The organism is [Rhizobium] kunmingense, from assembly GCF_977018605.1.
Genome location: NZ_CDRNXG010000001.1, coordinates 1,473,675 through 1,487,872, shown reverse-complemented (window position 1 = coordinate 1,487,872; position 14,198 = coordinate 1,473,675). Strand labels below are relative to the sequence as shown.

The 14,198-nt window shown below is 60.9% G+C and carries 17 protein-coding genes; 7 read left to right on the top strand and 10 right to left on the bottom strand.

Features of this window, described 5'->3' with window-relative positions; translation table 11 throughout:
* The first annotated feature begins 59 nt into the window (after nucleotides 1-59).
* Nucleotides 60-914: an SDR family NAD(P)-dependent oxidoreductase gene (locus AC0JZ4_RS07200; protein WP_471885715.1), complete on the top strand. Its 855-nt coding sequence runs from the start codon at nucleotides 60-62 to the stop codon at nucleotides 912-914.
* Between the two features lie 71 nt (nucleotides 915-985).
* Complete coding sequence (locus tag AC0JZ4_RS07195) at nucleotides 986-1,627, top strand: LysE family translocator (RefSeq protein WP_471885714.1); 642 nt, start codon at nucleotides 986-988, stop codon at nucleotides 1,625-1,627.
* Nucleotides 1,628-1,741: 114 nt separating this feature from the next.
* Here the strand turns inward: AC0JZ4_RS07195 and rlmN are convergent, their stop codons facing one another.
* The gene (gene rlmN, locus AC0JZ4_RS07190) at nucleotides 1,742-2,980 is read right to left on the bottom strand and encodes a dual-specificity RNA methyltransferase RlmN (RefSeq protein ID WP_471885713.1); all 1,239 of its coding nucleotides are present in this window, start codon (nucleotides 2,978-2,980) and stop codon (nucleotides 1,742-1,744) included.
* Between the two features lie 246 nt (nucleotides 2,981-3,226).
* Nucleotides 3,227-3,730 carry an invasion associated locus B family protein gene (locus AC0JZ4_RS07185; protein WP_471885712.1) on the bottom strand — a complete coding sequence of 168 codons (504 nt, stop codon included), beginning with the start codon at nucleotides 3,728-3,730 and terminating at the stop codon, nucleotides 3,227-3,229.
* Nucleotides 3,731-4,046: 316 nt separating this feature from the next.
* Between AC0JZ4_RS07185 and AC0JZ4_RS07180 the strand changes: the two genes are divergently transcribed.
* On the top strand, nucleotides 4,047-4,607 hold the full coding sequence (locus AC0JZ4_RS07180) for a sigma-70 family RNA polymerase sigma factor (RefSeq protein WP_471885711.1): 561 nt from the start codon (nucleotides 4,047-4,049) through the stop codon (nucleotides 4,605-4,607).
* A gap of 35 nt (nucleotides 4,608-4,642) precedes the next feature.
* Here the strand turns inward: AC0JZ4_RS07180 and AC0JZ4_RS07175 are convergent, their stop codons facing one another.
* The 4 genes from AC0JZ4_RS07175 to AC0JZ4_RS07160 all read right to left on the bottom strand — a co-directional run bounded on the left by AC0JZ4_RS07175 (nucleotide 4,643) and on the right by AC0JZ4_RS07160 (nucleotide 6,737).
* Nucleotides 4,643-5,038, bottom strand: coding sequence for a YkvA family protein (locus AC0JZ4_RS07175; protein WP_471885710.1), 396 nt, complete (start codon nucleotides 5,036-5,038; stop codon nucleotides 4,643-4,645).
* A 63-nt stretch (nucleotides 5,039-5,101) separates the two neighbouring features.
* Complete coding sequence (locus tag AC0JZ4_RS07170) at nucleotides 5,102-5,404, bottom strand: 4a-hydroxytetrahydrobiopterin dehydratase (protein ID WP_471885709.1); 303 nt, start codon at nucleotides 5,402-5,404, stop codon at nucleotides 5,102-5,104.
* Between the two features lie 11 nt (nucleotides 5,405-5,415).
* Entirely contained in the window at nucleotides 5,416-6,006 is a 591-nt protein-coding gene (thpR, locus tag AC0JZ4_RS07165) for an RNA 2',3'-cyclic phosphodiesterase (RefSeq protein ID WP_471885708.1), read from the bottom strand.
* A gap of 74 nt (nucleotides 6,007-6,080) precedes the next feature.
* Complete coding sequence (locus AC0JZ4_RS07160) at nucleotides 6,081-6,737, bottom strand: arylesterase (protein WP_471885707.1); 657 nt, start codon at nucleotides 6,735-6,737, stop codon at nucleotides 6,081-6,083.
* A gap of 56 nt (nucleotides 6,738-6,793) precedes the next feature.
* On the opposite strand from AC0JZ4_RS07160, the gene AC0JZ4_RS07155 reads away from it, so the two are divergent.
* From AC0JZ4_RS07155 to AC0JZ4_RS07145, 3 genes are all read left to right on the top strand, one after another.
* A complete protein-coding gene (locus AC0JZ4_RS07155; RefSeq protein WP_471885706.1) occupies nucleotides 6,794-7,525 on the top strand; it encodes an ABC transporter ATP-binding protein in 732 nt (243 codons plus the stop codon).
* Nucleotides 7,522-10,065, top strand: coding sequence for an ABC transporter permease (locus AC0JZ4_RS07150; protein ID WP_471885705.1), 2,544 nt, complete (start codon nucleotides 7,522-7,524; stop codon nucleotides 10,063-10,065). The genes AC0JZ4_RS07155 and AC0JZ4_RS07150 overlap by 4 nt, the downstream gene beginning before the upstream one ends.
* A 230-nt stretch (nucleotides 10,066-10,295) precedes the next feature.
* The gene (locus AC0JZ4_RS07145) at nucleotides 10,296-11,033 is read left to right on the top strand and encodes a Bax inhibitor-1/YccA family protein (protein WP_471885704.1); all 738 of its coding nucleotides are present in this window, start codon (nucleotides 10,296-10,298) and stop codon (nucleotides 11,031-11,033) included.
* Here the strand turns inward: AC0JZ4_RS07145 and AC0JZ4_RS07140 are convergent.
* Nucleotides 11,006-11,161 (bottom strand): hypothetical protein, encoded by a 156-nt coding sequence (locus tag AC0JZ4_RS07140; RefSeq protein WP_471885703.1) that lies wholly within the window; start codon nucleotides 11,159-11,161, stop codon nucleotides 11,006-11,008. The two genes, AC0JZ4_RS07145 and AC0JZ4_RS07140, sit on opposite strands and share 28 nt — an antisense overlap.
* Between AC0JZ4_RS07140 and AC0JZ4_RS07135 the strand changes: the two genes are divergently transcribed.
* Complete coding sequence (locus AC0JZ4_RS07135; protein WP_471885702.1) at nucleotides 11,148-11,705, top strand: GNAT family N-acetyltransferase; 558 nt, start codon at nucleotides 11,148-11,150, stop codon at nucleotides 11,703-11,705. The genes AC0JZ4_RS07140 and AC0JZ4_RS07135 overlap by 14 nt on opposite strands.
* A 27-nt stretch (nucleotides 11,706-11,732) precedes the next feature.
* Here AC0JZ4_RS07135 and AC0JZ4_RS07130 read toward each other — a convergent pair whose 3' ends face one another.
* The 3 genes from AC0JZ4_RS07130 to AC0JZ4_RS07120 all read right to left on the bottom strand — a co-directional run bounded on the left by AC0JZ4_RS07130 (nucleotide 11,733) and on the right by AC0JZ4_RS07120 (nucleotide 14,133).
* Entirely contained in the window at nucleotides 11,733-12,125 is a 393-nt protein-coding gene (locus AC0JZ4_RS07130) for a DUF2794 domain-containing protein (protein ID WP_471885701.1), read from the bottom strand.
* A gap of 332 nt (nucleotides 12,126-12,457) precedes the next feature.
* A complete protein-coding gene (locus AC0JZ4_RS07125; protein ID WP_471885700.1) occupies nucleotides 12,458-13,207 on the bottom strand; it encodes a DUF1223 domain-containing protein in 750 nt (249 codons plus the stop codon).
* Nucleotides 13,208-13,395: 188 nt separating this feature from the next.
* Complete coding sequence (locus AC0JZ4_RS07120) at nucleotides 13,396-14,133, bottom strand: TSUP family transporter (protein ID WP_471885699.1); 738 nt, start codon at nucleotides 14,131-14,133, stop codon at nucleotides 13,396-13,398.
* Nucleotides 14,134-14,198: the final 65 nt, after the last annotated feature.

Sequence of the window (14,198 nt, the reverse complement as noted above, 5' to 3'; positions counted from 1 at the left end):
ACAGGCGCATCATATCCCGCCGACACTTTGAACCGCAGCATTGTCGAAGGAGATGATCCATGGCTGTTACCCACCCCGCCCTGAAGAAGGGCAACGTGGCCGTCATTACCGGCGCGGCCTCCGGCATCGGCCTCGCCACCGCAAGGGAATTCGCACGCATTGGCATGTCGGTGGTCCTCGTCGATCTCGAAGGGGATCGGCTGGCGGACGCCACGCGCGAGGTATCCAGCCTTGCGGAAGGCGGCGAACACGATGTCGTCTCGATCGGCACCGACGTCTCCAAACCCGATGAACTGGCCGCGCTCGAACGGGCTGTCGTGCAGCGCTTCGGCCGTGTCCACGTGCTGATGAACAATGCCGGCATCCAGCCGGGCAGCAGCATCTTTGGTCCGCAGGCTAACTGGGAGAGCATGCTGGCGGTCAACCTGATGGGCGTTGTCAACGGCACCCGCATTTTTGGCCCGGCAATGATCGCCCATGGCGAACCGGCCCTCATCATCAACACCGGCTCCAAGCAGGGCATCACCACGCCTCCGGGTGATCCGGCCTACAACGTCTCCAAATCGGGTGTGAAAACCTTCACCGAAGCGCTGCAGCATGAGCTGCGCAATACCGAAGGCTGCAACGTATCAGCCCATCTTCTGATCCCCGGTTTCGTCTTTACCGGTCTCACCAGGGGCCACACCGAAAAGCCCGATGGCGCATGGACCTCGGAACAGACGGCCACCTTCATGCTGGAGAGCCTGGAGCGCGGCGACTTCTACATTCTCTGCCCGGATAACGATGTGGACCGCGCCACCGACGAGCGGCGCATGGCCTGGGCGATCGGCGACATCATCGAAAACCGCCCGCCTTTGTCGCGCTGGCACCCGGATTTCGCCGATTCATCAAGAAAATTCATCAACGGCAACTGATGGATTGATTTGGCAGCGCCTCGAAAGCCGGATAAGCAACCCAGACGATCATCCGGCTTTCGAGAACGACGATGGAATTCCTGCCCAGCCTTGCGACGCTCATTGCCTTCACCGCTGCCGGCCTGCTCCTGTCGATCACGCCGGGGCCTGACATGACGCTGTCTATCAGCCGGGCGCTGGGCCAGGGCCGCACGTCGGCACTCTACGTCATCCTCGGCACCAATCTGGGCGTGCTCTGCCACACGCTTCTGGTCGCATTCGGCATTTCGGCGCTGATCACCGCGTCACCCACCGCCTTCTTCGTCCTCAAGACCGGCGGCGCCGCCTACCTGCTCTGGCTTGCGATCCAGGCCATTCGCTTCGGCTCGAAAATCTCGGTGGAGGCAGTCGATCGGTCGGAAGCGAGCGCGCTGGCCAGCATCTCGGTCGGCTTCTGGGTCAATATTCTCAACCCCAAGGTCATCATCTTCTTCATGACCTTCCTGCCGCAATTCGTATCGGCCGGCGATCCGCATGTAACCGGCAAGCTGATTTTCTTCGGTCTCTATTTCATCGCCATAGGCATGCCGATCAACATCGGCGTCGTGCTTGCCGCCGATCGCCTGTCGAGCTGGCTTCAGGCCAACCCGAAGATCCTGCGCGGCATCGACTACACGTTTGCCGGCGTCTTCTCCGTTTTCGCGGCCAAGATATTCCTGACCCAGGCGAAATGACGCGGTGAACACCCACCGATGGCGCCACGGCACCATCGGCAAACATCATCGTGCCGATCCCATCCTGTGGGCCTCCATCAACGTAGCATTGTCATTGCCGAAGGGGGCGTGTTCTCAATCGTCGTCTTCGCCATGGCCGGCGATCATCATCGCCTCGAAGGCCATGCGCTCGGTCTTGCGCATGCGTTCCGATTCCGATTTCAGCTGGCCGCAGGCGGCGAGAATGTCGCGTCCGCGCGGCGTGCGGATCGGCGAAGCGTAACCGGCCTGATTGATGAAGTCGGCAAACTTCTCGATCGTCGCCCAGTCCGAACACTGGTAGTTGGTGCCCGGCCACGGGTTGAACGGGATCAGGTTGATCTTCGCCGGAATGCCCTTCAGCAGCTGCACCAGAAGCTTGGCATCCTCCAGGCTGTCGTTGACATCCTTCAGCATCACGTATTCGAAGGTGATGCGGCGGGCATTCGACAGGCTCGGATAGGCGCGGCAGGCGTCGAGCAGCTCCTTCAGCGGATATTTCTTGTTGATCGGCACCAGCATGTCGCGCAGCTCGTCGCGCACCGCATGCAGCGAAATCGCCAGCATCACGCCGATTTCTTCGCCGGTACGATAGATTTCCGGCACGACACCCGAGGTCGAGAGCGTCACGCGACGCTTCGACAGCGAAAGGCCGTCGCCATCGGTCGCGATCAGAAGTGCCTTCTTGACGCTGTCGAAGTTGTAGAGCGGCTCGCCCATGCCCATCATCACGATATTCGTGACCTTGCGCTCGCCGGTCGGCACGAAGGCGCCGGGCGGTGTGTCGGCACCGGGGAAATCGCCCAGACGATCACGCGCCAGAAGAAGCTGGGCGAGGATTTCCTCGGCCGTCAGGTTGCGCACCAGGCGCTGGGTGCCGGTGTGACAGAAGGAACAGGTCAGCGTGCAGCCGACCTGGCTGGAAATGCACAGCGTGCCGCGGCCTTCTTCCGGAATATAGACGGTCTCGACCTCGACCGGACGACCGGCGCCGCGCGGCGGAAAGCGCAGCAGCCATTTGCGGGTGCCGTCGTTGGAGATCTGCTCCTCGACGATTTCCGGACGGGCGATGGTGAAATGCTGCTTCAGCATCTCGCGCATGTCCTTGGCGACATTGGTCATCGCATCGAAATCGGAAACGCCGCGGATATAGAGCCAGTGCCAGAGCTGGTTGACGCGCATGCGCACCTGCTTGTCCGTCACGCCCTTGGCCTTCAGCGCCTCGGCCATGTCTTCGCGCGAAAGCCCGATCAGCGACGGCTTGGTGCTGAAAAGATCGGGATTGGCAACGAGCGGCGCCTTGATGGCGGGTTCGAGAGCCGCGGAAACCGACATGTCTTTCATCCTGTCCATAAGATGCCGCAGCCTGCACGGTTTTGATGTGCATCGCTTTGGCATGACTTTACGTGAATTCTTAAGGCCCCATCTTCGCCATCAGGCGATCAGCCAGGCGCGGAACCAGTGTTGCCGCGGCCTTTAGCATCAATTGGGCGTGACGTCACTATCGTTCGCAAGCAGGGCAGAAATGCGAAAAGGCCGGACGAGCCGGCCTTTGACCTGAAGCCTTGAAGGCGGAAGCGCTTACTTGCAGCCTTCGATCTGTTTCAAGGCCGCCGAAATGCCGGAAAGCGAATAGGCGTAAGTCGTCTTGGTTCCGCGGCCGGAAGTGGCGCTGACGTTCATCGTGCTTCCACCCCTCATCGCAGCAACGAGCGCCGGCTCCTCGGCGGCGTTCTCGACCCAGGCGGCCCTGTCCTTGGTGAACATGGTGAAATTCTTGCCGTCGATCGTCACGGTGACCTTGGAATTGGCCTGTAGCGGATAACCGACCATGGCCTGCGGCTCGTAGGAAATGTTCTGGCCCGGGCGCTGCGACACGATGAAGAAGATGTCGCCATGGTCGACGGTCGCCGGCTCCTTGGTGGTCGGCACGGAGAGCACGTAGCAGACGGTGCTGTTGCCGGCCTTGTAGGAGTAGGCACCCCATGCGTTGAACTGCTGAATACGGGTCGGCGTCTGAGCCGAGGCGACGCTTGCGCTTACCAGTGTGAGCGCCAGTGCGAGTGCGACTTTACGTGCGGACATGGTTTCCTGCCGGGTTTGTTATACGTGACGCTTCAACGGTCAAATTGCGCGAAGCGGGCCATGATCTGGTTCATTTTGACTTAATTCTGGTTACCAATCCGTCAACGCGCGGTCAGCCTGCAACGCTTTCACACGCATTTACGGCATCCATGTCGTCTGACGGGAGCAGCCATTGCGTCATGAGTGGAACGCGGTGGGACCAGTCGTCACTGACACAAGGATTGGGGCGAGAGTTTGTCCTCTTCCAAACTCCGCCAATGACATTAGTATGGCCGCATAGACGCGAATCTAGGTTTTGAAAAATTGCGTTGTTTGGATGCAGGGTGACGACAGAGACTACTTTACGCGTTTGGTCAGATTGGTGGCCGAGCAGCGTGATCAGGCAGCCTTTGGCGTGCTCTTCTATCATTTTGGCCCGCGACTGAAATCCTGGCTGACCGGCCAGAAAATGCCCGCCGACGAAGCGGAGGAACTGGTGCAGGAGGTCATGACCGTCCTCTGGCACCGGGCCGAACTCTACGACCCGGAAAAATCCTCCCTGTCGACCTGGCTGTTCCGTATCGCCAGAAACCGTCGCCTCGACGCCCAGCGGCGCGCCAAGGGAAAGAATGCGCTCGGCGACGCCGCCTGGCTGATGATGGATGTCCACGCAACGGAATCACTGCTCGATGGCGAGGAACGCGATGCCCGCGTCCGCCGTGCACTCGACCAGATCCCCAACGAACAGATGGAACTGGTCAAGGCCGCCTTCTTTCTCGGTCAGACCCATGTGGAAATTGCCCAAGCGACGGGGATTCCGCTCGGTACGGTAAAGTCACGCATCCGCCTTGCCTTCCAGAGGCTGCGGCGCACGCTGGAAGATCCGGCAGCACTCTGAACCAGGCCGCTCCGAAAGATGCCGCAAGGCATGCCTCAAACCTGGTCGTCAGGCCTAAGGTCAGCCTGATCGGCAAGCGCCATATCCGCGGCGTCATAGTGACGATCGGCGATATGGCCCTGTATCATCCGCAGAGCCGCCGCCAGAACCGCCACGTCGTCGGTAAACCCGACCATCACGAACATGTCCGGAATGACATCGATCGGCAGAACAAAATAGGCGAGCGCGGCCAGCAACGTGCCGCGTACCCGTGTGGGGGTCTTCGGATCGACCGCGCAATAATAGGCAGCCACGGCGTCGCGGCTGAGCGGCACATGACGGACCGCACGCTTCAGCGTCGGCCAGAACTTGGCACGCACCTGCTTTTCCCGCCGATTCTGGGTCGTCTCGTCGCCCGGCAGCAGGATTTCGCCTATCTTCACGTCGTCCATGGTCATTCCCTTGGGCCGCTCCGTCGAGTTCATGCCTTTCATATGGGGATAAATGACGGCAGTTCAAAGACGGCTTGCCGCGGCCCTGTCCATAGCCGCCGCCAGTTTGAAGTCCCGGTCCGTGAGACGTCTCTTCACATGCGTCGTCAGCTTCACATCGACACGCGTGTAGCTATTCTTCCAGTCGGGATGATGATCGAGTTTCTCGGCGGCAAGGGCGCATTCGGTCATGAAACCGAAAGCCTGCGAAAAGCTGTGAAACCGGAAGCTTCGGGAAATCGACAGACCATCGGCGGCAAGAACCCAGCCGTCGAGCTCTGCCATCGCCCCGGCAATCGCCGTTTCGTCGAGAACCTCATAAGCCATGATAGGCAGACTCAGAAATAGGGCTTGGCCGTTTCGACATCTGCATGGTCGTAACCATAGTTCGTATCACGCAGCGAGAAGATCTCTTCCGTCAGATATGGCCCCCCACCGAAAGATTCTTTCGATGACATCAGCACGAATCGCGAGACGTTGAACGGCGCAGTATAGAAATTGCCGCGACCTGCAAGATAATGAACCACATCGTCGAGCCGGCAGTTCTTCAGCCTTGCCAGCGTCACATGCGGCATGAACTTGCGCGGGTCAGGCGGCAGGCCGATCCTTTGCTGGCAGATCCGCTCGATCTCGCCTTGCAGCGCCAGAAGCTCGGGCGAGACCGAAACGCCGGCCCAGACCGAATGCGGCTTCTTCGAGCCGAAGGAGCCGATACCGGTCAGCTGCATCTGAAAATCGGGCCGGTCGATCCGGTCCAGCCGGTCGACGATCTCGTCGGCCGTGCGATTATCCACGTCACCGATGAAGCGCAAAGTAATGTGATAGTTTTCGACATCGATCCACCGCGCTCCAGGTATCCCGCCTCGCAAGAGGGAAAGAGACATGGCAACATTGCGCGGAACTTCGAGGGCGGTGAAAAGTCTCGGCATAAGCGAACCTCCTCGAATCTCTGCGGATATCAACAGCGGAACATGCAATTACGTTCCGCGCAAGCGGTTATTTCCTAAGGCGCGCCGATCTCCCCCAGAAATGCTTCGACCACGGGAAGTGATTTCTCCACCATCACGGCGACCCCCTTGGCGTTGGGGTGCATGCCGTCCTCGAGCTGCAGACCGCTCACCGTCACCACTCCGTCGAGAAAGAACGGATAGAGCGGCACGCCATATTTCTCCGACAGCCTGCTGAAGATCGGATTGAACTTTTCAGCGTAATCTCCGCCCATGTTGGGCGGCGCGAGAATTCCGACGAGAAGCACCGGAATATTGCGCGCCTTCAACCGCGCCAGAATGGCATCGAGGTTCGTTTCCGACTGCTCGGGCGAAATGCCGCGCAGGGCATCGTTGGCCCCCAGTTCGAGGATCACGCCCTGCGTTCCATCCGGCACAGACCAGTCGATGCGCGAGAGCCCGCCGGAGGTCGTGTCGCCGGAAACTCCGGCATTGGTGATCGTGACATTCCGCCCCTTGGCCTTGAGCGCCGCCTCGAGTTGGGCCGTGTAGGATTCGGACTGTGCAAGCTGGTAGCCGGCCATCAGGCTGTCGCCGAAACCTACGAGAGTGATCGCCCCTTGCTGCCCTGCATCCTGCGCTCGGGCAGGAGCAAAGCCGGCCATAAGTCCGACCATGACGATGAAGTGAAGGAGGCTTGCTTTAAAACTCACCCTTAGTCTCCTAGATTTCGTGACGACAACCGCGCTGCAGCATTGCCCCGCAGACCATGGATATAGGATCATTCGTTTTGACTGAAACCGTCATCGCGCTCAAAAATGCCGATCTCACCCTCGGAAACGCTGCAGCCTCCGTACATGTGCTGAAAGGCATAGACCTGACGATTGCGGCCGGTGAGGCCGTCGGCATCGTCGGCCCCTCCGGTTCCGGCAAGTCGACATTGCTCATGGTTCTTGCGGGTCTCGAACGGCTCGACAGTGGCGAGATCGTCATCAACGGCGCGCCGCTGCACACCTATTCCGAGGACAAGCTGGCGGAATTTCGCGGCCGCAACATCGGCATCGTCTTCCAGTCCTTCCACCTGATCGCCAATATGACAGCGCTCGAAAACGTCGCCGTGCCGCTGGAACTCGCCGGTAAGAAAGATGCCTTCGAGATCGCCACGCGCGAGTTGACGGCGGTCGGCCTCGGCGAGCGTCTCAACCATTATCCAGGCCAACTGTCCGGCGGAGAGCAGCAGCGCGTGGCGATTGCCCGCGCGCTCGCCCCCTCGCCTGCCCTTCTGATCGCCGACGAGCCGACCGGCAATCTCGACACAGAAACGGGCAGGCAGATCGCAGATCTTCTGTTTTCCAAGCAGACAGAGCGCGGCATGACGCTGCTGCTCGTCACCCACGACAACAGCCTGGCTGCCCGCTGCACACGTCAGGTGCGCGTCCGCTCCGGCGAAATCGTCGAGGACAGCGCCACCCGCACGCTCGATCAGGCGGTTTCCGCATGAACACGGCCGCCGCCCACCTCTCCATCGCCTTTCGCCTCGCACTTCGGGAAATGAGAGGCGGGCTTTCCGGCTTCTACATCTTCCTCGCCTGTATCGCGCTCGGCACCGGCGCGATCGCCACCGTCAACTCCGTCTCGACGGCAATCACCGGCGCGATCGCCAACCAGGGTCAGTCGCTGCTCGCCGGCGACATGCGCTTCGAACTCAACAACCGTGAAGCGAGCGAAAGCGAACGCGCCTTCCTCGATGGTCTCGGCGACGTCAGCCTCTCCACCGGACTGCGCTCCATGGCACGCAAGCCGGATGGCTCCGGCCAGGCACTGGTCGAGGTCAAGGGCGTCGATGGCGCCTACCCGCTTTACGGCGAGATGCAGACCGAACCGCAGCAGCCGCTGGCCGATCTTCTCGGCCAGCAGGGCGAAACCTTCGGCGCAATCGCCGCGCCGCTGCTTCTCGATAGGCTGGGCCTGAAACCCGGCGACGAGATCCTCCTCGGCAATGCGCGCCTTACCCTGCGCGGCACGATCACCGCCGAACCCGATGCGATCTCCGACGGCTTCGGCTTTGCCCCGCGCCTGATGATCAGCCGCGATGCGCTTGCCGCCTCAGGCCTCATCACCATCGGCAGCCTCGTCGAGCATTCCTACAAGATCCGCCTCGAAAACCCGGCCACCGGCGCTGCCACCGTCACCCGCGCCAACAGCGAATTTCCCGATGCCGGCTGGTCTGTACGCACCAGCGACCGCGCAGCCCCGTCGCTTGCCGAAAACGTCGACCGCTTCTCGCAATTCCTGACGCTGGTCGGCCTGACCGCCCTCATTGTCGGCGGCGTCGGCATCGCCAATGCCGTGCGTGCCTTCCTCGATGCCAAGCGCACCACCATCGCCACATTCAAATGCCTCGGCGCGCCGGCAAGTGTCGTCACCATGATCTATCTGATCCAGATCATGCTTCTGGCCGCGATCGGTATTCTTGCCGGTCTTGCGATCGGCGCCATCTCGCCCTTCATCGCCTTCCATTACCTCGAGGGTGTGCTGCCCGTGCCGGAAGGCGGCGCACTCTACCCCTCGGCGCTCCTCATCGCCGCGGCCTTCGGCATTCTCGTCACCTTCGCCTTCGCCATCCTGCCGCTCGGCCATGCGCGCGAAGTGCCGGCAACGGCGCTGTTCCGCGAGCAGGGCTTCGAGGCGAAGCGCCTGCCCTCCTGGCCTTATCTGTTGGCCGCCGGTGCGGCACTCGCAGCCCTTTCGGGCCTTGCCATCTTCTGGGCGGAACAGCGTTTCGTCGCGGCAATTTTCTTGGGTTCGGTTGCGTTTGCGTTCCTGCTCCTACGCGTCGTCGCCGGCGGCATCACGGCCATCGCCCGCAGAAGCCCGCGGGTCAACTCACCCGCCTTGCGCCTCGCCATCGGCAACATCCACCGCCCCGGCGCACTGACCTCATCCGTCGTTCTATCACTCGGCCTTGGCCTTGCGCTTCTCGTGACGCTGGCGCTGATCGACGGCAACCTGCGCAACCAGCTGACAGGCCGCATGACGTCCGAAGCTCCCAACTTCTTCTTCGTCGACGTGCAGAGCGCGGAGGTCGACGGTTTCCGGCAGTTGCTCAAGGAGCAGTCCCCCGAAGGCAAGACATTCGAGGTGCCGATGCTGCGCGGCCGCATCCTCGCCTTCAACGGCCAGGACGTCGCGCAGATGGATGTGCCGCCGGAAGGCCGCTGGGTGCTGCGCGGCGACCGTGGCATCACCTATGCCCAAAACCTTCCCGAAAGCTCGACCCTGACGCAAGGCGAATGGTGGCCGGCCGATTACGAAGGCGAACCGCTCGTCTCCTTCTCGGCCGAGGAGGCCGGCGAACTGGGTCTGAAACTCGGGGACAGCGTCACCGTCAACGTGCTCGGGCGCAACATCACCGCCAGGATCTCGAGCTTCCGCAATGTCGAGTGGGAAAGCCTGTCGATCAATTTCGTCATGGTCTTTTCACCCAACACGTTCCGCGGCGCGCCGCATGCCTGGCTTGCTACGCTCACCGATCCGTCCGCCTCCGCCGCCAAGGAAGCGGAAATCCTCAAGGTCGTCACCGACGCCTATCCGACGGTCACCAGCGTCCGGGTGAAGGATGCGATCGATCTCGTCGGTGAACTGGTCGGCCAGCTGGCAACCGCCATCCGCGCCGCAGCCGCGGTCGCGCTCATCGCCTCCGTCCTCGTGCTTGCCGGGGCGCTTGCGGCCGGAAACCGCGCCCGCACCCACGATGCCGTGGTGCTCAAGACGCTCGGCGGCACACGCTCAATGCTGATGCGCGCGTTCAGCTACGAGTACATGATCCTCGGCGCCGCAACGGCCATCTTCGCGCTTCTGGCCGGCGGCATCGCGGCATGGTTCGTCGTTGCCCGCATCATGCGCATGGAATCGACCTTCCTGCCCGATGTCGCGCTGATCACCATCGTCCTGTCGCTCGTATTGACGGTCGGCATCGGGCTTCTGGGGACCTGGCGCATTCTTGGGCAGAAGGCGGCACCCGTGCTGCGCGAGCTTTAGACAACCATTGATGGCATTCGCTGGCGCGAATGCCATCAACTTCGCGTCAGAACGACCCTCAGGTTGCTAAGCTGCGTCAACGGGTGCCGTTTTCATGGACTGAACCCCTTGTATGTAAGGCGATCTCGCATCATATTCTTGCGTAGGCTTGCTGGAGCTCCGCAGCGGCGCCCGGATCAGATTAGTCCGACCCGACACCGTGAGTAATTTCGGAGCTTAAAGAGGAAACAATGGCTGATTTCAACAACTACCAGAACCGAATGGCGCAGTCGCGTGCGCAGTCCGGGGAAATGATCGACGAGGGCCTGCGCGCCTACATGCTGCGGGTTTACAACCTGATGGCGCTCGGACTGGTCATCACTGGTGTGGCAGCTTACGGAACCTATGCGTTTGCAGTCTCCAACCCGGCTGTCGCGCAGGCGCTGTATGGCGGCCCGCTCAAGTGGGTTATCATGCTGGCTCCGCTGGCGCTGGTGTTCTTCCTGAGCTTCCGCATCCAGTCGATGAGCGTTCCGGCTGCGCAGATGACCTTCTGGGTCTATGCCGCGCTGATGGGCCTGTCGCTGTCGTCGATCTTCATGGTCTTCACCGGTGAAAGCATCGTCCAGACATTCTTCGTCACGGCCGCCTCGTTCGGCGCGCTGTCGCTCTATGGCTACACGACGAAGAAGAGCCTGTCCGGCCTCGGTTCGTTCCTGATCATGGGTCTGTTCGGCCTGATCATCGCGTCGATCGTCAACATCTTCCTGCAGTCGTCTGCAATGGGCTTCGCCATCTCCGCCATCGGCGTGCTGATCTTCGCAGGCCTCACCGCCTACGATACGCAGAAGATCAAGGAAATGTACTGGGAAGGCCACGATGCGACCACGACCGGCCGCATGGCCATCATGGGTGCGCTGACGCTCTACCTCGACTTCATCAACCTCTTCACCTTCTTGCTTCAGTTCATGGGCAACCGTGACGAATAAGCAGGTCGGTCGACCGAGACGGAAAAGGCGGCTTTCGAGCCGCCTTTTTTGTTGCCCGGCTTTTTATCGTGGCCTAGCTTGAGAAACATCTCTTCAAGCAACTCCTGCCGGACAATGACATTTTCCATCCGCGACGCCACCGATGCCGACCTCCCTGCCATCACCGAGATCTATCGTGAGAGCGTGCTGAACGGCACCGCCAGCTACGAAATCACCCCACCCGATCTCGCCGAGATGGCGCACCGCCGCGCCGGCATCATCGAAAAGGGCTATCCCTATATAGCCGCCGAGGCGGCTGACGGCACGCTTCTCGGCTATGCCTATGCCTCCCCTTTCCGCACCCGCCCCGCCTACCGCTGGCTGGTCGAAGATTCGATCTATCTTGCGCCGGAAGCGCGCGGGCAGGGCGTCGGCCGGGCATTGCTGAAAGAGCTGCTCTCGCGCTGCGAGGCGCTCGGCTTCCGCCAGATGGTCGCTGTCATCGGCGGTGCCAGCCCCGCCTCGGTCGCCGTCCACAAAAGCCTCGGCTTCGAAATGACCGGCACACTCAAGGGCACCGGCTTCAAGCACGGCAAATGGCTGGATACGGCGCTGATGCAGATTGCGTTGGGCGACGGAAAGGACACAGAACCGGACCTTGCTGCATATCCGGGGACGTTGTTCACGGGCTGATCACCCGGCCGCGAGAGCCTTGGCGGGTCAATCGACCAGCTTCAGCGCCTTGTCGAACACTTTCAGCACCTGCTGCAACTCATGACCACGTTTGAGAATCAAGCCGTTGATGTTGATGACCGAATAGGCCCCCTGCTTGGCGGAAAGCTTCGGGTTCTTCTCGATACGAAAGAGCGGCATTTCGCCGGAGCGCTTGAAGACGGAGAAAACCGCGCGGTCTTTCAGATGATCGATCGCGTAGTCCTTCCACTCCCCCTCGCCGACCATTCGGCCGTATATCCAGAGGATCGCATCCAATTCCCGCCGGTGAAAAGTGACCGGAAGGGGATCGCGACTTTGGCGGTATTCGCTGAGACTGACGACGGCGGCGGCATCCTGCTGCGGCCTTGCGCCCGCTGGCAAATCAGATTGATCAGCCATCAAAGCTCCATGGTTACATGTCGTTGGTATGACAGTGTGCCGTACCTGCGATAAAAAGCAAGTCCACACCAAAACCGCGAGAGCATGCGGTTTGGAGCAAACCTGGTGCCTCGAATTTTTCAGCTCTGCCCAAATTCGGACAAAACAGCGCCCAAATCCGCAGCCATGTTAGCGACATCGGTTGGCGCGTCTTTAGCGCCATTGGCCCGGTTCGGTGCATTGACCCTTACCCCCAGCCCCCCAATGTTTCCGGGCCGGGCCATCCGCCGATGCATGACGGCGCGCCCGCTTCACTCAGCAGTGATCATGTGGGTGATTGGCTTTTTGGGCCGTCAGTTCTTATTCGGCTTTGCCATCAGCACAGTAGCACCCAGAATTTTGCCAGGTTCGCCGCTCGGACCGGAGGTCTGGATCAGGATGGCGCAGCCATCCTTCTTGCCCTTGCCAAGAACCTTGCCGGGCAGCGTGAGCGTCGTCTTGTCGCCATTCCATGTGCCGACCGACTGAACATCATAGACGGCGTGCCAATAGTCCATGTTCTTGCCGCTGTTTTCGCCCTTGGTGACGTCCACCTTCTGGTATTTGGTGAAATAGGCGACCACGACGTCAGCCTGGCCCTTGCCTTCGCCGATCTCGATTTCGATATCGGTGCCGCGCATCGTCGCCGTTACGGGAACCGTCAGCCCCTCACCACTGCGCTGCAATGCATCGACCTTGCCCTTTATCAGGGTCAGATCCGTGCCCTTGACGTGTTCGCGCCCGTTGATGATCGCCTGCGGCGTGTAGACGCCGCTACGGCCCATCGTCTTGGCATAGCCGTACTGGCGCTCGGTATTTTCCTTCGAGCTCAGCGTATCGGTCCAGCCCAGATAGTTCCAGTAATCCACATGGTAGGAGAGGACCACCAGGTCGCCTTGGCTGACAAGTTGCCCGAGCGCATTATCGGCAGGCGGACAGGAGGCGCAGCCCTGAGAGGTGAACAGTTCCACGACGCCCTTGGGAGCCCGTACCTCTCCGGCCAGGACGGCACTGCTCCACAGCAGGGTCGCGAGGACGACAACGGCGCGAGAACGAAAAAGCATAAGTGGCGGACCTCTTCTGTCGGGGCGATCGATATCAACGGCGACCCACGGCGATCAAGAACATATGTGCGGCAGCGCGGAAAGTAACCATCCACAATTTCAAGAGAAAGTCACGAAGGGGTGAGAACGTCGAATGTGATATCCGATCGAAGCGAAAACCGGATTTTAAGCTGCTTGCAGCAGTCGATTCAAACCAGTTTCAGCAGCCCCTGAGCCAGGTAGACGGCCCCGACGCCGGTCACAACCCAACGGGTCCAGGCCCGGAAATTGGCATCCGTCATCTTCTGCAGAATTCCGTTTCCGGCTCGCGCCCCAAGAATGGCGATCGGCGCCGCGATCAGCACCGCAATCGCATCCACTGTCGGAAGCTGTGAGGCGGCATCCCAGTAGAAGGCGATCTTGACGAGATGCGAGAGCGTCTGGATGGAGGCCTTGGTGGCGATCACCTTGCGCCGGTCCATCTGGGTGCGGATGAAGAAGATATCGACCGTCGGTCCGGCCACGCCGACGCTGATCGTCATTCCGCCGGACAGAAGCCCGGCGAGAAACGCATGCGAAGGCCGCGAGGCATCGAGTTTAAGCTTGTTGACCGGCAACCAGACGAGGATGGGCATAAGCCCGACGCCGATCAGCACCACGATCAGGCTCGGCGTATAACTGGTCAGGAACAGGATGACCGCCGACAGCGCCACGCCGGAGCACAGGATGGCAAGGATGCTCCAGTCGATATAGGCGCGCGAGAACCAGGCGCGGGATCCGTTGGACACCATCTGGATGACGCCCTGGATCGCAATGGCCGTGCCGACAGGATAGAGGAAAAGCAGCACCCAAAGCAGGATCAACCCGCCGGCCATGCCGAAAATGCCGGAAAGAAGCGACGTCAGGAAAACGGTGACGGCCATTCCGATGAAGATGATGAGGGACAAGAGAGAGCCTGCGATATTGAAAGACGCCTGGCAGCGTCGGAGCAAGAGCCCCTCACCCCGCCTCC